Source organism: Desulforhabdus sp. TSK (assembly GCF_022836495.1).
Classification (GTDB): Bacteria; Desulfobacterota; Syntrophobacteria; order Syntrophobacterales; family Syntrophobacteraceae; genus Desulforhabdus.
The window spans coordinates 11,857-32,807 of sequence record NZ_BQXM01000001.1 but is presented as its reverse complement, the minus strand read 5'-3'; the positions used below and the strand labels follow the sequence as shown (position 1 = coordinate 32,807).

The 20,951-nt window shown below is 58.1% G+C and carries 19 protein-coding genes; 5 read left to right on the top strand and 14 right to left on the bottom strand.

Translation table 11 applies throughout. The features are described from left to right. Positions 1-54 precede the first annotated feature (54 nt). From MWC30_RS00160 to MWC30_RS00140, 5 genes are all read right to left on the bottom strand, one after another. Positions 55-3,222: an efflux RND transporter permease subunit gene (locus MWC30_RS00160; protein WP_244082118.1), complete on the bottom strand. Its 3,168-nt coding sequence runs from the start codon at positions 3,220-3,222 to the stop codon at positions 55-57. Then, positions 3,219-4,418, bottom strand: coding sequence for an efflux RND transporter periplasmic adaptor subunit (locus MWC30_RS00155; protein ID WP_244082117.1), 1,200 nt, complete (start codon positions 4,416-4,418; stop codon positions 3,219-3,221). The genes MWC30_RS00160 and MWC30_RS00155 overlap by 4 nt, the downstream gene beginning before the upstream one ends. Positions 4,419-4,711: 293 nt before the next feature. Next, complete coding sequence (locus MWC30_RS00150) at positions 4,712-5,605, bottom strand: flagellar motor protein MotB (RefSeq protein ID WP_244082116.1); 894 nt, start codon at positions 5,603-5,605, stop codon at positions 4,712-4,714. Further along, entirely contained in the window at positions 5,590-6,450 is an 861-nt protein-coding gene (gene motA / locus MWC30_RS00145) for a flagellar motor stator protein MotA (RefSeq protein WP_244082115.1), read from the bottom strand. The genes MWC30_RS00150 and motA overlap by 16 nt, the downstream gene beginning before the upstream one ends. 277 nt (positions 6,451-6,727) lie before the next feature. After that, positions 6,728-7,663: a DMT family transporter gene (locus MWC30_RS00140; protein ID WP_244082114.1), complete on the bottom strand. Its 936-nt coding sequence runs from the start codon at positions 7,661-7,663 to the stop codon at positions 6,728-6,730. Positions 7,664-7,704: 41 nt separating this feature from the next. On the opposite strand from MWC30_RS00140, the gene MWC30_RS00135 reads away from it, so the two are divergent. After that, complete coding sequence (locus MWC30_RS00135) at positions 7,705-8,313, top strand: DsbA family protein (protein ID WP_244082113.1); 609 nt, start codon at positions 7,705-7,707, stop codon at positions 8,311-8,313. Positions 8,314-8,333: 20 nt separating this feature from the next. Here MWC30_RS00135 and MWC30_RS00130 read toward each other — a convergent pair whose 3' ends face one another. Together MWC30_RS00130 and MWC30_RS00125 are read right to left on the bottom strand one after the other, a co-directional pair. Further along, positions 8,334-9,155 (bottom strand): potassium channel family protein, encoded by an 822-nt coding sequence (locus MWC30_RS00130; protein WP_244082112.1) that lies wholly within the window; start codon positions 9,153-9,155, stop codon positions 8,334-8,336. Continuing rightward, on the bottom strand, positions 9,152-9,553 hold the full coding sequence (locus tag MWC30_RS00125) for a hypothetical protein (RefSeq protein ID WP_244082111.1): 402 nt from the start codon (positions 9,551-9,553) through the stop codon (positions 9,152-9,154). Before MWC30_RS00125 ends, MWC30_RS00130 begins: the two co-directional genes overlap by 4 nt. A 236-nt stretch (positions 9,554-9,789) precedes the next feature. On the opposite strand from MWC30_RS00125, the gene MWC30_RS00120 reads away from it, so the two are divergent. Together MWC30_RS00120 and MWC30_RS00115 are read left to right on the top strand one after the other, a co-directional pair. Further along, positions 9,790-10,815 carry an agmatine deiminase family protein gene (locus MWC30_RS00120; RefSeq protein WP_244082110.1) on the top strand — a complete coding sequence of 342 codons (1,026 nt, stop codon included), beginning with the start codon at positions 9,790-9,792 and terminating at the stop codon, positions 10,813-10,815. Further along, on the top strand, positions 10,812-11,693 hold the full coding sequence (locus MWC30_RS00115) for a carbon-nitrogen hydrolase (protein WP_244082109.1): 882 nt from the start codon (positions 10,812-10,814) through the stop codon (positions 11,691-11,693). The genes MWC30_RS00120 and MWC30_RS00115 overlap by 4 nt, the downstream gene beginning before the upstream one ends. A 117-nt stretch (positions 11,694-11,810) precedes the next feature. Here MWC30_RS00115 and MWC30_RS00110 read toward each other — a convergent pair whose 3' ends face one another. After that, positions 11,811-12,716: a nucleoside phosphorylase gene (locus tag MWC30_RS00110; RefSeq protein WP_244082108.1), complete on the bottom strand. Its 906-nt coding sequence runs from the start codon at positions 12,714-12,716 to the stop codon at positions 11,811-11,813. Between the two features lie 145 nt (positions 12,717-12,861). On the opposite strand from MWC30_RS00110, the gene MWC30_RS00105 reads away from it, so the two are divergent. Next, positions 12,862-13,650 (top strand): alpha/beta hydrolase, encoded by a 789-nt coding sequence (locus MWC30_RS00105; RefSeq protein ID WP_244082107.1) that lies wholly within the window; start codon positions 12,862-12,864, stop codon positions 13,648-13,650. On the opposite strand, the gene MWC30_RS00100 is transcribed toward MWC30_RS00105, so the two are convergent. Then, positions 13,647-14,804, bottom strand: coding sequence for an acetyl-CoA carboxylase biotin carboxylase subunit family protein (locus tag MWC30_RS00100; RefSeq protein ID WP_244082106.1), 1,158 nt, complete (start codon positions 14,802-14,804; stop codon positions 13,647-13,649). The two genes, MWC30_RS00105 and MWC30_RS00100, sit on opposite strands and share 4 nt — an antisense overlap. A gap of 280 nt (positions 14,805-15,084) precedes the next feature. Here MWC30_RS00100 and MWC30_RS00095 point away from each other — a divergent pair, with 280 nt between their 5' ends. Continuing rightward, entirely contained in the window at positions 15,085-16,050 is a 966-nt protein-coding gene (locus MWC30_RS00095; protein ID WP_244082105.1) for a DUF808 domain-containing protein, read from the top strand. Positions 16,051-16,141: 91 nt separating this feature from the next. On the opposite strand, the gene MWC30_RS00090 is transcribed toward MWC30_RS00095, so the two are convergent. The 5 genes from MWC30_RS00090 to MWC30_RS00070 all read right to left on the bottom strand — a co-directional run bounded on the left by MWC30_RS00090 (position 16,142) and on the right by MWC30_RS00070 (position 20,938). Next, the gene (locus MWC30_RS00090; protein ID WP_244082104.1) at positions 16,142-16,540 is read right to left on the bottom strand and encodes a cytidine deaminase; all 399 of its coding nucleotides are present in this window, start codon (positions 16,538-16,540) and stop codon (positions 16,142-16,144) included. 71 nt (positions 16,541-16,611) lie between these two features. After that, a complete protein-coding gene (locus MWC30_RS00085; RefSeq protein WP_244082103.1) occupies positions 16,612-17,016 on the bottom strand; it encodes a response regulator in 405 nt (134 codons plus the stop codon). 514 nt (positions 17,017-17,530) lie between these two features. Beyond that, complete coding sequence (locus MWC30_RS00080) at positions 17,531-18,931, bottom strand: sigma-54 dependent transcriptional regulator (protein ID WP_244082102.1); 1,401 nt, start codon at positions 18,929-18,931, stop codon at positions 17,531-17,533. A 7-nt stretch (positions 18,932-18,938) separates the two neighbouring features. Next, positions 18,939-19,433, bottom strand: a complete 495-nt coding sequence (locus tag MWC30_RS00075) for a hypothetical protein (protein WP_244082101.1) — start codon at positions 19,431-19,433, stop codon at positions 18,939-18,941. 41 nt (positions 19,434-19,474) lie between these two features. After that, positions 19,475-20,938, bottom strand: coding sequence for a HAMP domain-containing sensor histidine kinase (locus MWC30_RS00070; RefSeq protein ID WP_244082100.1), 1,464 nt, complete (start codon positions 20,936-20,938; stop codon positions 19,475-19,477). Positions 20,939-20,951: the final 13 nt, after the last annotated feature.

Sequence of the window (20,951 nt, the reverse complement as noted above, 5' to 3'; positions counted from 1 at the left end):
GAAATATTCTATTCTCGATGAGCTTCAGATCGCACGCTCCCCTGTTCTCCATCATCAAGGCGTCCGGGCAACGGTTTCAGATCCAGCTTTCTCCTCTTTGTCGGACGAATTCACTCGAAGCGCGGCATCGACCCGGCGGGGACGGGCAAAGGTTCTTTTCAACCGTCCCTGAAGCGATTCCATGTAAATGTAAACCACCGGCGTGATGTAAAGGGTCAGAAGCTGGGACAGGAGGAGCCCCCCCACAACCGCAAGACCGAGGGGACGACGCGCCTCGGCTCCCGCGCCAATCCCCAGGGCGATGGGAAGCGTCCCCATGAGGGCGGCCATGGTGGTCATCATGATGGGACGAAACCTCAGGATACAGCCTTCATAAATGGCCTGCGCCGGCGATTTGCCTTCATGGCGCTGAGCGCTGAGGGCGAAATCGATCATCATGATGGCGTTCTTTTTGACGATCCCGATGAGCATGATGATCCCCACAAAGGAAAAAATGCTCAGGTCCGTGCGAAAAATCATCAGGGTCAACAATGCCCCCACACCGGCCGCCGGCAGGCCGGAAAGGATTGTCAGGGGATGGATGAAGCTTTCGTACAGGATTCCCAGTACCATATAGATCACCAGGATGGCCATGATCAGCAGCAGCCACATCCCTTTCATAGAGGCCTGGAACTGCTGGGCCGTCCCCTGGAAGCTCGTGGAGAGTGTCGGAGGGAGGCGAAGATCCTTCACGCTCCGTTCGATGTCGGCCACTGCACCCCCAAGGGCCACGCCGGGCTTCAGGTTGAAGGAAACGGTGACGGAAGAGAGCTGTCCCGTATGATTGATGGTGAGAGGCCCTGCCTGCCGGCGCATCTTTGCCACGGAATCCATGGGCACCAGGCGATTGCTTGAGGAACGAATGTAGAGCTGAGAGAGAGCGGCGGCAGAAAGCTGAAACTGCGGCAGCACCTCCATGATGACCCGGTACTGATTGGCCGGAGTGTAAATGGTAGAAACCTGCCGCGAGCCGTAAGCGTTGTAGAGCGTATTTTGGATCTGTTCGGCCGTAACGCCCACCGCCTGCGCCTTGTCCCGATCGATCTCCACCAGGACTTCCGGATTGGTCATCTGGAGGTCGCTGCTCACGTCCTGCAACGATGCCAGACCATGCAACTTTTCTTCCACGCGGGGCGCCCAGGCGTACAGCTCCGCCGTGTCCGTCCCCTGAATGGTGTACTGATAGAGGCTCTTGGCCGAGCGACCACCGATCTGAATCGCCGGCGGATTCTGCAGGTAGACCTTGATTCCGGGCAGTCCCTCCAGTTTTTTCCGCAGCTTCTGGATCAGCTGATTGGCGCTTTCCTCTCGCTCGGCGCGAGGCTTCAGGTGAATGACCAACCTGCCGGTGTTCCCCGTGGTGCTTGGACCACCCGCTCCCGCCGAAGACATGAACCCCTCGATGGCCGGCTCCTGGGAAATGATGGCCGCCACTTTCTTCTGCTGATTCACCAGGGCTTCGAAGGAAGTCCCCTGGGCCGTCTCCGTCATACCGGATATCTGGCCCGTATCCTGGCTGGGGATGAAATCCTTCGGGACGATCATGAACAAGTAGACCGTCGCGCCCATCAAGGCGAAGGAACCGGCCAGGGTGAGAGGACTGTGCTTCAAAACCCATCGGAGGGTGGTGTCGTAAAGCCGAAGCATCCCGTCGAAAAAGGCCTCGGATGCCATGTAAAGGCGGCCGTGCTTTGTCCCTTCCCCGGCAGACCCCAGGAAGCGGCTGCAGAGCATGGGGGAAAGGGTGAGAGAAACTACGCCTGACACCAGGATGGCCACGCCGATGGTGACTGCGAACTCATGAAACAAACGCCCCAGGATTCCCCCCATGAACAGGAGAGGGATAAAAACCGCGGCGAGGGAGAGGGTCATGGAAAGAATGGTAAAGCTGATTTCCCGGGATCCGTCGAGAGCCGCCTGTAGTCGTCCTTTCCCCATTTCCCGGTGCCGCACGATGTTTTCCAGCATGACGATGGCATCGTCCACGACAAAGCCTACGGAAAGCGTCAGGGCCATGAGAGAGAGGTTGTCCAGGCTGTAGCCGAGAAGATACATGACGGCGAAAGTGCCGGCAATGGACATGGGAACGGCGAGGCTGGGAATGATGGTTGCCGAAAGATTCCGCAGGAACAGAAAAATCACCAGCACCACGAGGCCGATGCTCAGCAGGAGCGTGAACTTCACATCCTCGATGGAATCCCGGATGGATTCCGACCGGTCGTACAGGATGTCAAGTCCCAGGGAAGCGGGCAGCTGCAAACGAAATGCAGGCAGCAGCGCTTTGATGGCGTCGGTCACCTCCACGGTATTGGTTCCCGGCTGGCGTTGAATGGCCAGTACAATGGCGCGCGTGTTGTTGTACCAGGCCGCGACCTTGTTGTTTTCCACACTGTCGATGACGGTCCCCACGTCCTGCAGACGCACCGGTGAGCCGTTGCGGTAGGCCACGATGAGGGGGCGGTATGCTTCTGCCTGCAGGAGCTGACCGGTGGACTGCACGGTGATGGCCTGGTACTTTCCGTCCAGGGTTCCCGTCGGCAGGTTCACATTGCTCTTGGTGATGGCCGCCTCCACCTCGTCGATCCCGATGCTCAGCGTGTTGAGAAGGTCGGGGTTCAACTGCACGCGGACGGCGTACTTCTGGGCTCCGAAGATCAGCACCTGAGCCACGCCATTGATCATGGAAATCCGCTGAGCCAGGAGAGTGTCGGCGAACTCATGGACGGTCGACAGGGGCAGGATGGGGGAGCTCAGCACCAGGTACAGGATAGGCTGATCGGCAGGATTGACCTTCCTGAAATAGGGCGGTGTGGGCAGGTCCGCCGGGAGCAGCCGCTGGGCCTTGGAAATGGCTGTCTGCACATCCTGGGCCGCACCGTCCAGCTGCCGGCTCATGGAAAACTGCAGGGTGATCTGGGTCACTCCGAGGGCACTGGTGGAGGTCATGGAATCGAGGCCGGCAATGGTGGAAAATTCGCGCTCCAGGGGGGTGGCCACCGAGGAGGCCATCGTCTCGGGGCTTGATCCGGGAAGATTTGCGGTCACCTGGATGGTGGGGAAATCCACGTTGGGCAGTTCACTCACGGGCAACAGGCGGTAGCCCATGACACCGAAAACCAGGAGTCCCATCATGAGGAGTGTAGTTGTAACGGGTCGCCGGATGAAAAACTCGGGTATGCTCATGAACCTTTGCCCCCGCTCTCACCGGCCTGGGGATCCAGGATCTTCACCTGGGTCCCCGGAGCCAGCCGCAGCTGCCCGTCCGTCACCACCTTTTCTCCTGGGGCAAGCCCCTGGAGGATGACGATCTCATTGTCCACGGGACGCCCCAGAACCACTTTCCGGTATTCGACGGTGAAATCCGGCTTCACCACGTAGACATAAGGGCCTTCCTGTCCCGTCTGAACCGCTTCGCCGGGAATCACCACCGCACCTTCCAGGGTGGTCAGGCGCAGCAGCACATTCACAAACTGCCCGGGCCAGAGCAATTTTTCTGTGTTGGCAAAGGTGGCTTTCAGTTGAATGGTTCCCGTGGCGGGATCCACCGTGTTGTCCAGAAAGGTGAGCTCCCCTCGCGGCGGCCGGTCTTCGCCCCCCGGGACAGTGGCCGTGACTTCCAGCTTCTGGGAAGCCATGTATTTCCTCAGGGAGAACAGGTTCTGTTCCGGGACGGAAAAAGAGACATAGATGGGGCGCACCTGGTTGATGACCACAAGCACGTTGTCTTTGTCGCTTGCCTTGACGATATTCCCCTGGTCGATCTTGACGACCCCTGCCACCCCATCCAGGGGCGATCGGATGGAGCAGTATTTCAGCTCCAGCCTGGCGCTCTCCACCGCAGCTTCCCCGGCTTTTACACTTGCTTCGAGGGCTGCCGCATTGGCCGTGATCTGGTCAAACTGCTCGGCGGAGACATATCCCTTTTGGGCTACCGAGCTGTAACGCTCCGCCTGCTTGCGGGCGTTTTGAAGCTGCGCCCGATCCCTCGCCAGGTTGGCTTCGGCCTGCCGGAGCTTTGCCTCGAAAGGGCGCGGATCGATGGTGAACAGGAGGTCGCCCTTCTTGACTTCCTGGCCCTCCTTGAATTGCACCGAAACCAGTTCGCCCGTCACCTGGGCCTTGATGGCCACGGTGGCGTAGGGCTGAACGTTGCCGATGGCCCTCAGTTCCACCGGAACGGTTTTTTCCACTGCAGTGCCGGCCAGGACCGGCACCACGGGGCTCTTGCCCGCATCCTTTCCCCGTGCGTCTCCCGAAGCAGCCTTGGAGCACCCCCAAAGCAATGGGGCTAAAGCCAGGGACAGGATGGCAAACAGGCACAGGGCATGGCGGAAGGGCATGGGACGGCGGCATGCAAAGGATGAAACGGTCGGATGCATAAAGGGAATCATAATGGATTGAATTTCCAAAATCCCGCGACTTGAATTTTAAAGGCCGGCAGCAAGACTGCCTTGCGACAGAGCACGGTGAAGACCGTTCCGTACCCTGGAAATCACCGCACGGAAAATCTTCACCGCCTATATATCATCCACAGCCCCAAAAGAACAGAACCAGCATGAGAAGGCACCAGGGCAGGCAAAGGGAGGACTCAAAAACATCCCATCCTCGGTGGTGACTGACTCTCGCTGCGATGGATCTGGCGGCACCGTAGGCCGCTCAGCTGCGGCAGGGTTCAACGGTGGAGGAGGTACTGGTGGAGGAGGTCCGAGGCATTGGACGGTGGGTTGCTCTCCCCTTCTTTCCGGATCTTGTCTCTTCCGGGGATGGAGCTGCCCATCCCTCCCGTGGCTCCATAAGTGCGGAAGAGGAGGAGGCTGATTCTGCGGTTTCTTGCGTCCAGAGGATTCTCTTTGACCAGGGGATCCGAAGCGGCGTAGCCGGCCACTCTCACAATCTTTTCCGTCGTGACGCCGTTTCGTTCCAATTCTTTCCTCGCGGCGGACGCCCGCTCGGTGGAAAGCTCCCAATTGCCGTAATGGTCCGTCGTATAGACCCGTGCATCCGTATGCCCTTCCACGGCAATTCTTTCGCCGGAGCTTCTGAGAGTCCCGGCGATTTCCCGAAGAATTTTCTTCCCATGGGGAGTCATTTCCGTGCTGCCGACGGGAAACATGGGATTCCCCTCTTTGTCCACCATGTCGATGCGCACTCCTCCCTCGAAGGTGTCCACGATGATCTGATCTTTCACGTCGGCCAGGCGGGTTTCAATCTCCATTTTCAATCTTTCCACCAGCACCTTTTCGGGAGACGGCTCCGCTACCGGAGTTTCCTCTGATGGGTCCACAGCCTCCGCCGCCGATGAACTGTCCACCACCGACACCCCGGAACTGGGATGCTTGAGCTCGATCAGCGTGGTCCCACCTTTTTCAAACATACTGAAATGTTTGAAATAATATGCGACCTGCGCTCTTTTTTCAGGGGCAACCATTGAAATCAGCCACATGAGAAGGAAAAAGGCCATCATGGCGGTCATGAAGTCGGCATAGGCAACCTTCCATCCACCTCCATGCCCTGCGCCGTGTCCTCGCTTTTTCCCTTTCTTGATGATGATTACGTTGCCTTCCACTTTTTCATCTCCTTCTCGACATCTGCAAAAGAGGGGCGATCTCCTTCAGGAATGGCTCGGCGCGCCGATTCAATGGCAATCTGCGGACCGGATCCCCCGGCAAAAGAAACAAGAGCGGTCTTGATGACATTGAAATAGACGACTTTGTCCTTTGCCTGATGCTCCAGGTTCGTCGCCATGGGCGCAATGAACCCGTAACAGGCCAGCACGCCGAGGAAGGTGCCTACGAGGGCAACACTGATGCAGTGCCCCAGGACCGCTGGAGGCTCGTTGATCTTTTCCATGGTGAGCACCACGCCCAGAACGGCTGCGACGATCCCGAGGCCTGGAAGAGAATCCGCAATCTTGGCGATACTGATGGAAGGGATGAGCTCTTCATGCTCGCGCACCTCGATATCCAGATCGATGAGGCTCTCCAGCTCGTGGGGAGGCATGCCGCCGCTGACGATGACTCGCAGGTTGTCACAGAGGAAGGTGCAGAACTGGTGGTTGGAAGCAACCGATTTGAATTTGCTGAATATTGGACTCTTGTGGGGCGTTTCGATGTCCCCCTCGATGGCGATGACCCCCTCCTTCTTCATCTTGCGGAAGAGCACATTCAGGAGCATGAGGAGCTCGAGGTAGGCGGGCGTGTGGATGCTTTGATCCTTGAAGATCTTGGCGATATCCCTGAAAATGAGCTTTACGACCTTTGCCGGCGAGGCAATGAGGAGCGCACCGAGAGCCGCACCGAAGATGATGATCAGCTCCACGGGCTGCACCAGTATGCCCAGATTGCCATGCTCCATCATGTAGCCGCCCACCACGGCACACACCACGACAGCGATTCCGATATAGACAAACATCTCCGTCAACCCATCCTGTGCTAAGCGGCTGTTTAAAAATTCCTTTGCGCGTCATTCCGGCCGTCTCTCAGCCGGAATCCAGCCCAGCGAAAAAACTAGATTCCGGCTGAAAGACTGCCGGAATGACAAAACAAGGTGGATGCCAAAAGCGACTGATTCATTTCTCAGGCAGCTTCCAGGAAGTTTTGGCCGCTTCCCCCTCCCGACAGGCCGCCTGCGAGCTCGATTCTTTATCGGCGCGTTGGCGTGCCCGACATTAAAAAATCTGCTCGTGCCGTCAGGTGGGATCGGGGCGGTGGGCCCGCCGCAACAGGGCTTTCAGAGAGGTTGACGTGAAATGGAACTGTGAGAAGAGCATCCCGGCCAGCATGAGGGCGCAGCCCAACAGCCCACGGGGTGCAAGGGTTTCACCCAGGATGAGCCGGCCGCCCAGGGCCGCGAACACCGTTTCCAGGCTCAGGAGGATGGAGGCGTGGGCAGGATGGGCTTCCTGCTGTGCCACCACCTGAAGCGTATAGGCAATCCCCACGGACATGAAGCCTCCGTACAGGATGGGGAGCAGCCCCTGCTGCAGGCTGTACAGGGAGACGGATTCGGCCGCGAAGGCCGTGATACCGCTCAATGCAGAGCAAACGGCAAACTGGAGAAATGCCAGCCGGATGGAACCGACCCTGGCTGCAAAAAGCCCCACCAGGTGGACGTGACAAGCCCAGAAAAATGCTCCCACGAGCACCAGCAGGTCGCCGTAGGAAATCGTGAAATTTCCGGTCACACTGAGAAGGTAGAGCCCCACCGCCGCGAAAACGGCTCCCATCCAGGTTCCGAGCTCGGGCCTCTGCCTCCAGAACAGTCCCAGGATGGGAACCAGAACGACGTAGAGCCCGGTGATGAATCCCGCCTTGCCGGCCGTCGTGTGAACGATCCCCACCTGCTGCAGGGAGGATCCCATGTACAGCGCCAGCCCCGTCAGTCCCCCCGCCGCCGCGACTTTCCGTACATTTGGGGCCGGCATGATTTCCCTGTACTTTTTTTCCCGGCTGCGGTTAAAGATCAGGAGGGGAATCAATGAAAGGCTGCCCAGAGCGAATCGGACGGCGTTGAACGTGAACGGCCCCACGTATTCCATTCCGACTCGCTGGGCCACAAAGGCAAATCCCCAGATGGTTGCCGTGATGAGAAGCAGGGCATCCGCCCTCAGAGTTGTTGGTTTCATGTCTCCCTGTTCTATCCGGTTGGAAAGGATTAATCCCCACCATGCCCATTCACATCAGAATATTCAGCGATTTCACCTGTCCATTCTGCTACCTCGGCAAAGGCCTCGTAGAAGCATTGAAAAAAGAATACGACATCCAAGAAGAATGGGTGAGCTATGAACTGCACCCCGAAGTTCCGCCGGAAGGCGTATTGCTCTCCGAAAAATTCCCCGATTACGACCTCAAAGGCCTCTTCGAAGAACTGAGGACGAAGGGAGAGCGCTATGGCTACACATTCGGAGACGCCACGCTGCTGCCCAACACCAGGAAAGCCCTGGAAGCCGGTGAATTCGCCAGGGACCACGGGAAGCACGCCACATTTCACGCCGCGGTTTTCCACGCCTATTTCGGCGAAGGCCGCAATATCGGCCAGGTTCCCGTCCTTCTCGACATTGCCTCCCAGGTGGGTCTCGACAGGGATGAGCTGGAGAGAGCTCTCAACGACGACCGGTACGAAGACCGCCTGGAAGCCGGCCACGAGGAAGGAGATCGCTACGATGTGAGCGTGCTGCCCACCTTCGTTTTCGACGGTGGGGACAAGATCGTCGGTCTCCGCTCCATCGAGGCGTTCCGCCAGGTATTGAAGGGACTTCACCACACGCCGCTCTGAAAGACTTACGCCCCGCCGCTCTACTCCTTGACGATGGGTGACGCCTTCAGATCGAACGGGTTTGTCCTCATGGCGAGGGAGTAAAGATAAGGGTAATTGATTTTGAGATAAAGCATATATTTCAGCCACTGGTCGAGCAGCAGCAGGTAGGCCCTCTTGATGTCGCCCCCCAGATGAGCCTTGTCCGTCTCGGGTATCTCCCTTACAGCCGACCTGCAGGCCAGCTCTTCCGTCAGGTGGAAAACCCCACGCAGGAGGTCCGTGAAGGCTTCGTGCTCCAGCAGAACGGGATTTTCCAGGAGTCTCAGCATGAAAGCACGCCTTTCCAGCAATGCGTCCCGCAGTCCCTCAAAATCGACCTTGCGGATGGAAACCTCATAAGAATATTCCCTCAGATGTCGGTTCACAGCGAGAAAATCACTCTGAGTCCAACGGTCCGTAATGATCAATTCTTTCCTGATTCGACTGAAGTCCGGATCGTAATGTGAGAACATCCTCAGGAGCGATGTACCCACTTCGCTGAAGAAGACGCCGATGACCATGTTGAGCTTCTCCAGCTTGGATTCCCGCTCCCTCCTGCTCAACATCAATTCGGTAGCATTGGCCACCACCCCCAGAAAGATCCCGACCCCCATGACGATGATGAGGAGAGCGAAGACTTTGCCGAGCGGAGTAAAGGGGTGAACGTCCCCGTAACCCACCGTGGCCATGGTGACGACGATGAAATAAATGGAATCAATGAGGGATGCATCTTCGATGAGCATGAAGCCCACCGCACCCAAAACCATCAGCAGGAAAAAGAGAATGAGAAAAATCCTGAGCCTGACCTTTATTTCATTCACAGGGCCCCCTCGGTGGGATACGTTTCTTTCAGACTACCAATGAACTTTTCGAGATCGTTCTTGTCCCCTTCCCGGTAATCGTCGGGGTAGAGCAGTGCGGAAAGGTAGAAAAGGCTTGAAAGCTCCATGGCCTGACCGGCCCTCCGGGCGAAGTCATTCAAAACGAAGCGGATATCGCGGGCCGCATCCCTTTCCATTTTTTCAAGGAAAGGGGCTGCCATCTCTGGAAGATCCATCAAGAGGAAGGCTTTCTCATTGAGCTTCCGGGTGTATGCCTCTTTATCGTCATCGGAAAACAAGGCCTTTTTCCCCTGGGCTTCAAGGATCCGTATTTCCTGTGCCGCCGCTTCGAGGGCCAGAATCAGCTTCTGTATGGAACTGCGATCGTCCTTTTTCATGACATTTTCCTTCAGTTGTTTTTTGGGGGGCTCCAGGTAACAGCGGCTGTTCATTATGGGGCATCTTTTCCAAAGGTACAACTTCCATCCTGCGGAGAACAGGCTGCAGATCGAGTCGCCAGACATCCCCACAACCTGCCGGGTTGTCTTTATGGAAAATCTCCGCTATACCCTTCGCTACCCCGGCCGGATCGATGGTTTCATCGCCGGGGACAATCCTAGCAAAGGAAGGGCACATGCATCGAAGACTACCCGCTGAGTGGGAGGAACAAGACGGGGTGCTTCTGGCCTGGCCGCACTCCAACACGGACTGGTGCGGCCACCTGGAGGCAGTACAGGCGGTTTACCTGGAAATCCTTCAGTACATCACACGTTTCGAGCACTGCCTCCTGGTATGCCCCGGTGCGGCCGAGATCTCCCTCCGGCTGAAGCGGGCCGGAATCTTTATGGACCGCCTCCACATCCACGAGGTCGACACCAACGACACCTGGGCACGGGATTTTGGCCCCATCACCATACTGGAAAACGGATCCCCTCTCCTCCTGGATTTCGGCTTCAATGGCTGGGGGCTGAAGTTCCCGGCAGACCTGGACAACCGCATCACCCGGGAGCTTTACCTGAAGGGCGCGTTTCAAGGAAATCCCCTGAAAACCGTAGGGCTGATCCTGGAAGGCGGGAGCATTGAATCCGACGGGAACGGCACCATCCTCACCACGGCTGAATGCCTCCTCGGCCCCAATCGAAATCCTCATCTGAACCGCAAGGAGATCGAAGCCGAGCTCGGGTCACTCCTGGGCGCCGACTATTTCCTGTGGCTGGAGCATGGCTTTCTGGAGGGCGACGACACGGATTCACACGTGGACACCCTGGCGAGGCTCTGTCCGGACGATACGATCCTTTACACAGCCTGCGACGATCCGTCAGACATCCACTACGATGCCCTGAGGGCCATGAGCGAGGAGCTCAAGGCATTCACGACCCGGAAGGGAGCCCCCTACCGGCTGATTCCCCTGCCCTGGCCCGCACCCCGCTTCGATGCCGCGGGGGCGCGACTTCCCGCGACGTATGCCAATTTTTTGGTCCTCAACGGTGCAGTCCTCGCTCCCATTTACGGCGACGCCGCAGATGAAGCAGCGCTGGCTGCGATCCGACAGGCCTTCCCGGGCCGACAGGTCTTCGGCATCGACTGCAGCCCCCTCCTGCTGCAGAATGGATCCCTCCACTGCGTCACCATGCAGTTTCCCAAAGGAGCTTTTCTATGAAAAAGATCCTCGCAGGCCTCGTTCAGCAGAGCTGCTCCGGCAGCCGGACCGACAACATTGCCGAAAGCACGGCCGGCATCCGCAGGGCGGTTTCCGAGGGGGCACAGCTCGTCGTGCTCCAGGAGCTTCATACGGGGCTCTATTTTTGCCAGACAGAGGACCCTGAACGCTTCGACCTGGCCGAGCCCATCCCCGGCCCCTCCACGGAAAGCTTCGGCACCCTCGCCCGGGAGCTCGGCATCGTCCTCGTGACATCTCTTTTCGAACGGCGCGCGGCCGGCATCTATCACAATACGGCGGTCGTCCTGGAGCGGGACGGCTCCATTGCCGGAATTTACCGCAAAATGCACATCCCCGATGACCCAGGGTATTATGAGAAGTATTATTTCACTCCAGGGGACCCGGGATTCCACCCCATTGCCACATCCCTGGGCAAACTGGGAGTCCTGGTGTGCTGGGACCAGTGGTATCCCGAGGCGGCGCGCCTCATGGCTCTGGCCGGGGCGGATGTCCTGATCTATCCCACGGCCATCGGATGGGACCCCGGCGATCCGCCCGACGAGCAGGAGCGACAGTTGAACGCGTGGATCACCGTCCAACGGGGACACGCCGTCGCCAACGGGCTGCCGGTCCTCAGCGTGAACCGGGTGGGTTTTGAGCCCTCGCCGGAAGCGGGCAGAGGACAGCTCTTCTGGGGAAACAGCTTCGCGGCCGGCCCGCAGGGGGAAATGCTCGCGAGAGCCTCTCACGACCGGGAAGAAGTGAAAGTGGTCGCCATCGACCTGGAGCGCAGTGAATCCGTCCGACGCGTCTGGCCATTCCTGAGGGACCGACGCATCGATGCCTACCAGGACCTCCTGCGGCGGTACCGGGACTGAAGCGGGACGCTGAAAACGCTGACAGGCGCTGAGAAAAATGAAACACTGTTTAGGCTTCATCTCCAGTAGCGGGGCTACAGGATCCAAAACCGTGATGTCATCTTTCGACGGATCGCTTCATCCCCAGTAGCGGGGCTTCAAGTATTCGGGATCCAGGATTTCCACGGCACGCAATGCCACCTGGATGGCATTTGCTTCGGCAGCTCCCACCAAATCACGCGCCACGTGCTCACTGGTGGTGCGATCCGCCACGACGGCACACACGCATGCCCCGGCAAAACCATATACCCCGGACATTTTGAGAAGCGTCCCAGATTCCATCTCGTAATTGAGTACGTTCAGCCCGCGGTATTCTTCCGTGATGCCCCCCACGCGGAGTCCCTCTTGCGGAACACCCTCCAACCGTTCTCTGGGAACACCCAGGTGACGGAGGAGCTCCCTGGGAAGGGAAATCCCTCCCAGCCACCGCTGGAGATGTGGATTGGCCGAAGATGCCATGCGCTCCTGGCCCTCGTAGAACGTGTCCACCGAGGCGGTGACCCCCAGGTGCCAGTCCACCTGGAGCTCCCGTGCCGCCTGCACGAGAGCTGCCGTGACGAAGGGATTGGCCGCGGCCGGGTATTCGAGGGGAGCGATGTCCGCTGCGGCACCCTGACGGCAGAGAGCCGCCCGCGTAATGACGATGCTCCCCACCTTGACGTTCCTTTGAATGGAACCGGAAGTGCCGATGCGCAGGATTTGGCGGATTCCAACAGCATAGAGCTCGTTCACCACGATGCTGAGAGACGGAGCCCCCATGCCGCTCGTCGCCGAAACGACACGCCGCCCACCCGGAAGCGACACGAGGTAGCTGTTCAAGCCCCGTCTTTCCGACAGGACTTTTTCCAGGCGCACTCCATCCGTTTCCAGGGCGATACGGGCGGCCCGCTCCGGGTCTCCGCACAGGAGTGCAAAGGTCGGAGGATCGTCCCCCAGATCCTCCCGGCTGAAGCCGATGTGATATTTGGGCTCATGGTGTTCCATGGGATGCCGTTTCTCCTCCACTCCCTCCAAGTCAGGCACGGACGGTGCGGACAATTCCCTTGAATTTTGAACATTCCTCGCCCATCATACAGGCAAAGCAGCCCTCAAAGGGCGGGCCATTCACATTGCGACGATGGGAGTAAACATGAGCTATATTCAAATTCTTCGAGATTTTTATTCCGAGCCCGAAGGCGTGGTCAGGACCCTCCGGACCTACACACCCGATGCCTATGAAGCGCAACCGAACGACCGCTTCCCGGTGCTCTATATGCTGGACGGACAAAATGTCTACAACCATCCCGAATCGGCCATCTATCACACCTGGTGCGCCAATACGACCCTGGATCGGCTCATCGGCGAAGGACAGCTGCGGCCCTGGATCGTCGTCGCCATCGATCATCTCCCCGATCGCTTCAGTGAATATTCCCCATGGCCGGAACCCTCTGTGGGCGCTCAGGGACGAGGATGGCTCTTCGTGGATTTTCTCGTGAATCACCTGAAGCCGTTCATCGACCGGACGTACCGCACGCTTCCCGAGCCTCACTGGACAGGAGTTTTGGGAGCCAGCCTGGGCGGACTCATGAGCCTCGTCATCGGAAAGACGCACCCGGAAGCCTTTGGCCGCATGGGAGCCGTTTCGCCCTCGGTCATGTGGGCGGACGGCGCCGTCTTCAGGCTCTGGAACGCCCCCACCGGCCGATGGTGCAAGCTCTACATGGATACGGGGTCCCTGGAGCGCTACTGGTTCTACGACCTCTACCTGGACTACGTGAGCGCCACCCGGGACTTCTACCATCATCTCAAGAGCATCGGCCTGGGGGACCACGAATTGCGCTACGTGGTGGCCCCCGATCACTTTCACAACGAGCAGGCATGGCAGGCACGCCTCGCCGATATCCTGCTGTGGCTCCTGGAAGACGCCAAGGGCATTTAGGCCGTCTTCTCCACCTCCTCGATGCCTGCCAGGAGCTCATCCAGGGCAGGAGTCCGGAGGAAGTAGGCGTAGTTGCCCATGGCGTCGCTCAGCGCCGGCGGGACCTCCCGATGAGCGACGACGAGGACGCCGAGACGGTCCAGGAGCTCTTCGTGTCCCCAGCGGTAATTCATTCCATGGCGCCTGGATGCGTGGGCCACGTGGTACTTGCGTTCGAACGTAAAATCATCGCGGCTCCCGGTGACCAGGTCCGCCCACCAGCGGAACACATCGAAATCGCAGGCATAGTTCATCATGTCGAGGGTGAATCCCCCCGGGGGGCGCACATTGATTTCGAGGGCGTAATAATGGGCGGCGTCTTTGCGAAAGAATTCGATGTGAAAGAAGCGCTCCCGGACCTGAAATGCCTCCACCGTCCGTCGGCCCAGTTCTTCCAGCAATGGAGGAATATCGCGCAGGGAATAGTAGTGCATGGGACGCCTCTCGCTCACGATCTCCATGATCCCGCCGGAAAAGTGGTGGGCCGTACAAAAGACGATTTTGCCGTCCCGGTCCGTAAGGCCGTCGAAGCTGAGAAGGTCTCCTTCGAGGACCGCTTCCACCATATAGCCCTCGGGGAGCATCTCCAGGGCGGCCTTCATTTCCTGATCGCTTGAAACCTTGAAAGTCCCCGCCGCACCGACTCCCTGATCCGGTTTGAAGATGACGGGGTACCCGCACTCTTTCACGAACGTCTCCACCGAAGCCGAATCGGACGCAAGAATCCCCCTGGCGCAGGGGATGCCCGCTTCCATGAAGCGGGCCTTCATCCCCATCTTGTGGCGGTTGACGGAGAGATCGGCCGGTTTCTGCCCGAACACATTGAAGTCCTCACGCAGGCCTGCATCGACGTCCAGCCAGAATTCCGTGTGGGATTCGATACGATCGATCTTGCCATACTTGTGGGTGAAAAAGCCGCAGGCCCGCAGCATGACATCGTAGTCAGACATAGTCGAAACCCGGTAGTACTCTGTCAGAGCGTCTCGAAGCTCCGGGCGCAGATCGTCACAGGCGGCGTCTCCAATGCCCAGCACAGTGGCGCCTGCCTGTCTGAGGGCTGTGCAGAACAGGTAATAGGTGGGCGGGAAATTCGGTGAAATGAAAACAACATTCATGGAACTTCTCCTTTCCATCACGAGGCCGTGTGACAACAAGATAAATGCCGCACAAGCCGGGATATTTTGCAGGCCACAGCCGGCACAAAGGACGAGGGAGCAGGGGAAAAGATTTCTGGTTGCAGCTGGATAAATCCTATAGCAGAAGCTCTTCCGTATGGCAAAAGACAAACAGACCCCTTGACTCCCTGCGGCATTTCTGTGCACAAAGTGCTCTATATATAGAAATGACAAGATGTTTCAGTGCCGCATTCTCTCTTCAAAAGCAAGGAGTCCACACGTGGCCGGTTCCAGTCTTTTGGCTCTCATCGACGACATTGCATCCGTATTGGACGATGTGGCCCTCATGACGAAGGTCGCAGCCAAGAAAACCGCCGGTGTGCTGGGGGATGACCTGGCGCTGAACGCTGAGCAGGTAGCAGGCGTGCGTGCAGAGCGTGAGCTGCCGGTGGTGTGGGCCGTGGGCAAAGGCTCCATGAGAAACAAGCTGATCCTGGTGCCGGCGGCGCTCCTCATGAGCGCTGTGGCCCCCTGGGCCGTCACCCCCCTGTTGATGGTGGGCGGGGCCTTCCTATGCTTCGAAGGGTTTGAAAAGCTCGCGCACAAGTTTCTGCACAGCAGGAACAACAGCCAATCCGAACCTTTAGAGATCGTTAAAGCCCTCAGCGACCCGAACATGGACCTGGTGGCTTTGGAGAAGGAAAAAATCCGGGGCGCGATCCGTACGGATTTCATCCTGTCCGCTGAAATCATCGTCATTGCACTGGGCACTGTACAGGAAGCGGAATTCCCCACCCAGGTGGCCGTGGTGGCCGGTATTGCCGTCATCATGACCTTCGGCGTCTATGGGCTGGTGGCCGGTATTGTCAAGCTGGACGACGCCGGCTTCTACCTGGTCAAGACCAGCACCCGGGGGGCATGGGGGGGCGTTCGGCGCACCGTCGGCGTATTCCTTTCGGGGATGGCGCCCTACCTCATGAAAACCCTGTCCATCGCCGGGACGGCAGCCATGTTCATGGTGGGTGGAGGCATCCTGGTGCACGGACTCCCCCATTCGCATGAGGTGCTGCATCACGCACCCGAAATGGTTCGTGGGGCGCCCGGCGTCGGTGGGGTGCTGGCTGCACTGGCGCCTACCCTCCTGAATGTCCTGGCGGGTGTCGTCGCCGGGGGCATAGCCCTGGCCTGTGTCAGCTCGGCAAAAAGGATTTGGATGTCTTTCGGAAAAACGGGAGCTTCGATCTAGAGGAGCGGGCGAGAAAAGCGGAAGTCAGCGGGCCGGAGATTAGATTCAGAAAACCGGGCGTTTCATCCCCTGGCTTCTCGAGGCGGAGGGTTCAGAAGGCTTGGAAGGGGTGGGGCAGGAGGCGGTCCAGGGCGGTATCGATCCGGTGCTCGGAAGCGCAAAAGCTGACGATGCGTGCGTTGGGACCGAATTCATTGATGACCTGCCGGCAGGCGCCGCAGGGCGTGACGGCATGTTCAGTGGGGGTGTAGACCACCACCGCAAGGATTTTCCGGCATCCCTCGGAAATGGCTTTGAAAATGGCCGTCCGTTCGGCGCACACCGTCAGTCCGTACGAAACGTTTTCAACGTTGCATCCGGTGTGGATCTCCCCCGTTTCCGTCAGCACAGCCGCCCCCACCGGGAAGCGGCTGTATCGGCAGTAGCTGTTCCCCGCCGCCTGTTGAGCACGCTCTTTCATGACCAGGATCGTTCCATCGGAAACATCCATGCTGCATTCTCACTGCGGGTTCGATGTTCGTTTGTCCCCGTGCGGAAAGGGATCCGATCTCCGTTTGCCGATCAGTTCTGCATCCCCCACGTCATGAGAGACAGCTCGAGGCCGGTGGGCTCCTTGATCATGCCCATCACGACCGAAAGCAGCTCATTCAATCGGCACGGCTTGGAAAGGTAGGCGCACGCGCCCAATTTCAAAGCCTGCGTCCGGGTTGCTGTGTCGCCGTTCCCTGTTACCAGGACAAAGGGTGTACGGGGATACAAAGAAATCACGTGGTCCAGGAGATCGAACCCGGACTCCTTCGGCATATTCAGATCCGAAAGGATCAGGTCGAATTTGTTCCACCACAACTGCCGCCGTGCCTGGGCAACGTTGCCGGCTTCCATGCAATCATAGCCGTTCATCTCGAGAAAGTCCTTCAAGATGAAACGGAAGCTCGCATCATCATCAACAATCAATATTTTAGCCATGGGAACCTCCCCTTGTGATGCAGGATAAAACCATCCAGCGTGTCGCGGGACCCCCGGAAAGACCTTCCGGTTTCCTGTAATACACAGCAATAGACATGCCAGATCCTGAGATGGAGGGAGGGCCCGTAGGACGATGTATTTAAAATCAATCTATTCGAGACCTTAAAAGAATTGTTCGCGCAGGGGAGAGAAAGCTGAAAATTGCCGGTACTTCATGTTCAGGGTGAAATTGTCGACGTCAGCCAGGAAAGGACACGGAAGGAAAGACCGAAAGGCTTACGGCAGATTGATTAATAAGTGCATTCACTCATTGACTATTTGCTCTGGGAGCTCATGAGGGAAGCCCCATTTTCCGGGAAGATCCGCGGCAACCCTCCCTGCCCGCCCTTGCTGTATGCTTTTCCCTACACTTCTGCAGTCTCAGGCCTACAAAAAAACACCCCCCAGCGGGCAGACCGGTATGGATGCCGGCCGAGCGCGACTGCTTCACGTGGGAAAATGCGGCACGGCTCCATTAGTCCTCTCTGGGGACGGGCTTGGGATTCTTGAACGCGCTGGGCTCCAGCCGGTATTTCTTCAGCATTTTGTAGAACTCCGGCCGGTATCGCCCTGCCAGGGCGGCGCCGTGGGAAACATTCCCCTGCGTTGCCGTGAGAACCTGAGTCAGATAGGCCCGTTCAAATTCTTCACGAGCCTCGTTGAGAGACAGGAGCTCCGTCGGTTGACGCGGTGAAGAGGACAGCCCTTCCTTCCCCAGGAACAGGTGGTCGGGCAAGATCTGGTCCCCCGTGGCAAGGGCGACGGTCCGTTCAATGACATTGGACAGCTCCCGCACATTCCCCGGCCAGCGATGCAACATGAGCTGGTGCATGGCTTCCGGGGAAAAACCCTCCACATGCTTGCCCATGGCACGATTGAAATGGCTCAGGAAATGCTGTGCCAGGAGGGGAATGTCTTCCCGGCGGTCTCTCAGGGGAGGGAGATAGATGGGAATGACGTGGATACGGTAGTAGAGGTCTTCCCGAAAGCGGCCTTCACTGACCGCCTTTTGGAGATCCTGGTTGGTGGCGGCAATGAGCCGGATGTTGGTCTTGAGGGGATGAACGCCCCCTACGGGGTAGAATTCATGCTCCTGAAAGGTACGGAGCAGCTTCACCTGGAGAGCCAGGGAAAGCTCCGCCACCTCATCCATAAAGAGTGTCCCAGCCTCGGCCTGCTGCAGAAGTCCCTTTTTGGCCTGGTCTGCCCCAGTGAACGCCCCGCGTACATGCCCGAACAACTCGCTTTCCAGGAGTCCTTCGGGAATGGCCCCGCAGTTGATGGCGACGAAGGGTCCCCGCGACCGGGTGCTGCTGGTATGAATGGCCTTGGCAATGAGCTCCTTGCCCGTTCCGCTTTCACCGTACAGGCAGACCGTGGAATCCGTCGGGGCAATCTGCGCCACCTGCCGCAGAACCTGCTGCATATTTTCGCTGGAGCCGATGATATTGTCGAAGTGAAAGCGTTCCTGCACCAGGGCTCGGAGCCGGTCGACCTCCACCTTGAGCTTCCCCACCTCGAGGGCTTTTTCCAGGCGGTAGAGCAGATCCTTGGCCTCGAACGGCTTGGTCATGAAATCGTAAGCGCCCTTCTTCGTCGCTTCCACCGCAGTGGCGATGGTCCCATAGGCGGAGAGGATGATGATGGGAAGATACGGTTGAATGGCGAGCAATTTTTCCATGAGGGTGATGCCGTCCATTTCCCCCAGCTTGAGGTCCAGGATGGCAACACTGTAGACTTCTTCCACGGCGGATTTCAGGGCCTCCCCACCGCTGTCGGCCAGAGTCACCTGGTACCCGGCGCCCTCCAGGCGGGCCTTCATGAGAGTCAGCAGCCCTCGATCGTCATCGACTACAAGGATTCTTTCGTTGGCCATAAGTTTTCTATTGAAGCAGTTCCCTTTCCTTCCGGTCTATTTCCAGGTCTATTTCACGAGAGCGTTCGATCTGGTCCTGCAATTTTTCGATCTTGCTTTCCTTGGATTTGAGCTGCCGCTTCATCCGCATACGCTTTTTCGGCTCCATAAAGACGATCCTGGTCTTCAAGAGCACCGCCATGGCTTTGGCTTCGTAAGCCCAGGCACTCTGCGGATATTTTTCCACCACTTCCTGCATGCGCCGCAGCCCTTCAGGTCGATTGTAATAAGGACTCTCGGGGTAGGCATAGACAAAAGCCACATTGAAAAGCGCTTTATCACATTGGGTCTCCGGAGTACAATTCTCGAGCACCTTCTGATTCTCCTCCAGAAATGACGCATAATCCCCGCTCTCCATGACCTTTTGTGGAGGGAACTCCCAGACCACCTGAGGCGTGGGCCTCGGGGGTGCCTGCGCACAACCCGCAAGCCACAGGAGCGAAAACATGCAGCCTGATGCCATCCATCTCCAGGCTGAGCCCATCCTTTCTTTCCCTCTGACTCTCAATGCAATTCCCCTTCCGGCTTGAGCAAGGGCAGTGTAAAAATAAAGGTCGAGCCTTTCCCCGCCTCGCTCTCTGCCCAAAGCATTCCCTGGTGGCCTTCAACAATGTACCGGGCGATGGCCAGCCCCAGCCCAGTCCCGTGGCTTTTTCCATTGCCCGAGGCCCCTTGATAGAAACGATCGAAAATTCGATTCAGTTCTTCCCGTGGGATCCCTTCTCCCGAGTCGGAAATCTTCACTTGGACCTGGCCATGCCCATCGCTGCCGCCGTTGTTCAGAATGCTCTCCACCGACACCTTCCCTCCCTCGGGAGTGAATTTGAGCGCATTGTTCAGCAGGTTGTCGACAACCTGCTGGATCCTTTTCTCATCCAGACGCAGAAGGGGCAGATCTTTCGTCAGGGAGCATTCCAATTGAATACGCCTGCTGCGGGCAATCAATTCCACCTTCTGGATGCTCTTTTGAAGGACGGCCGCGAGATCGCAGGGCACGAATTCGTATTCCATCATCTCTGCTTCCATCTTGGACAGATCCAAAATGGACGAGATGCTTTGGAAGAGGTGCTGGCAGTGGCCGCTGACGACTTCTACAATTTCTCGCTGAGAGGGAGTGAGAGGGCCGGGGATCTCTTCCAGGAGCAGCGAGGATCCCTCCTTGATGGCTGTCAAGGGAGTGCGCAGCTCATGGGAGACGTGGGCTGTAAAGTCGGATTTGAGCTTGTCGAGCTCGGCGAGCTTGTCCGTCATCCAGTTGAAGCTCTCCGCCAGTTCGTGGACTTCCTTGGGCGCTCTGATCCGCAGCGACCGTGCGAATTCCCCCCGCCCCACCCGGCGCATCTCGCGCGCCAATTTTCGCAGCGGGGTGCTCAACCCCCGGGCAAAAAAGTACGCCAGCAGGACAGCCCCCAGAATGCCTCTCAAGGCAACCCAATGAATAGTTTCCGCAGCAGAGGATGCCTCGTCACGCGACCTGGCCATTTTGTCGGCAATGACCTGTTCGCGGTAGCGGATCAGTTCATTTGTCCGGTCCAGGACATCATCACTGATTTCAGTCCGCTTGCTCTTGCCTTCCGGCTTCCCGGCGGCCGGCAGACGGAACACTTCGGCGCCGTAGCGTTCGTGGGAAGCACGGATCCCGGCAAGGGTCTCCTGCTCCCAGGGGCTATCGGCAAGACCGGCTATCCTCTCCAGCGACTCGTTGAAATCCGTTCCGGCCTGGAGGAAAGCGGCTTTGAGGTTCTTGTCACGAAAGAGAAGATACTTTTCGCCATTGCGGAGCTCCGTCAGGAAGATCTTGATGAGCTGCTTTTCTTCCCGGATGCACGCCGTATCCACCTCCAGGATGCTCGCGCCCAACTGAGTGATCTCGTTGAGCTTGGAGTGGGCATAGAAGCCTATACAGGAAATGAGCGCGATCAAAATACTTTGAGCCAGGATGGCGCGCCAGAAGATCGTCAATCGCATAAGTCGCCCCGAC

What these genes read in the sequence shown, in the direction of transcription:
- MWC30_RS00090 (WP_244082104.1), bottom strand. Translation starts at nt 16,540, where the DNA reads ATGGATGTTTCCGATGGAACGATCCTGGTCATGAAAGAGCGTGCTCAA.
- MWC30_RS00070 (WP_244082100.1), bottom strand. Translation starts at nt 20,938, where the DNA reads ATGCGATTGACGATCTTCTGGCGCGCCATCCTGGCTCAAAGTATTTTG.
- motA (WP_244082115.1), bottom strand. Translation starts at nt 6,450, where the DNA reads ATGTTTGTCTATATCGGAATCGCTGTCGTGGTGTGTGCCGTGGTGGGC.
- MWC30_RS00075 (WP_244082101.1), bottom strand. Translation starts at nt 19,433, where the DNA reads ATGGCATCAGGCTGCATGTTTTCGCTCCTGTGGCTTGCGGGTTGTGCG.
- MWC30_RS00115 (WP_244082109.1), top strand. Translation starts at nt 10,812, where the DNA reads ATGAAAAAGATCCTCGCAGGCCTCGTTCAGCAGAGCTGCTCCGGCAGC.
- MWC30_RS00100 (WP_244082106.1), bottom strand. Translation starts at nt 14,804, where the DNA reads ATGAATGTTGTTTTCATTTCACCGAATTTCCCGCCCACCTATTACCTG.
- MWC30_RS00085 (WP_244082103.1), bottom strand. Translation starts at nt 17,016, where the DNA reads ATGGCTAAAATATTGATTGTTGATGATGATGCGAGCTTCCGTTTCATC.
- MWC30_RS00080 (WP_244082102.1), bottom strand. Translation starts at nt 18,931, where the DNA reads ATGGCCAACGAAAGAATCCTTGTAGTCGATGACGATCGAGGGCTGCTG.
- MWC30_RS00105 (WP_244082107.1), top strand. Translation starts at nt 12,862, where the DNA reads ATGAGCTATATTCAAATTCTTCGAGATTTTTATTCCGAGCCCGAAGGC.
- MWC30_RS00125 (WP_244082111.1), bottom strand. Translation starts at nt 9,553, where the DNA reads ATGAAAAAGGACGATCGCAGTTCCATACAGAAGCTGATTCTGGCCCTC.
- MWC30_RS00120 (WP_244082110.1), top strand. Translation starts at nt 9,790, where the DNA reads ATGCATCGAAGACTACCCGCTGAGTGGGAGGAACAAGACGGGGTGCTT.
- MWC30_RS00110 (WP_244082108.1), bottom strand. Translation starts at nt 12,716, where the DNA reads ATGGAACACCATGAGCCCAAATATCACATCGGCTTCAGCCGGGAGGAT.
- MWC30_RS00160 (WP_244082118.1), bottom strand. Translation starts at nt 3,222, where the DNA reads ATGAGCATACCCGAGTTTTTCATCCGGCGACCCGTTACAACTACACTC.
- MWC30_RS00155 (WP_244082117.1), bottom strand. Translation starts at nt 4,418, where the DNA reads ATGCATCCGACCGTTTCATCCTTTGCATGCCGCCGTCCCATGCCCTTC.
- MWC30_RS00140 (WP_244082114.1), bottom strand. Translation starts at nt 7,663, where the DNA reads ATGAAACCAACAACTCTGAGGGCGGATGCCCTGCTTCTCATCACGGCA.
- MWC30_RS00135 (WP_244082113.1), top strand. Translation starts at nt 7,705, where the DNA reads ATGCCCATTCACATCAGAATATTCAGCGATTTCACCTGTCCATTCTGC.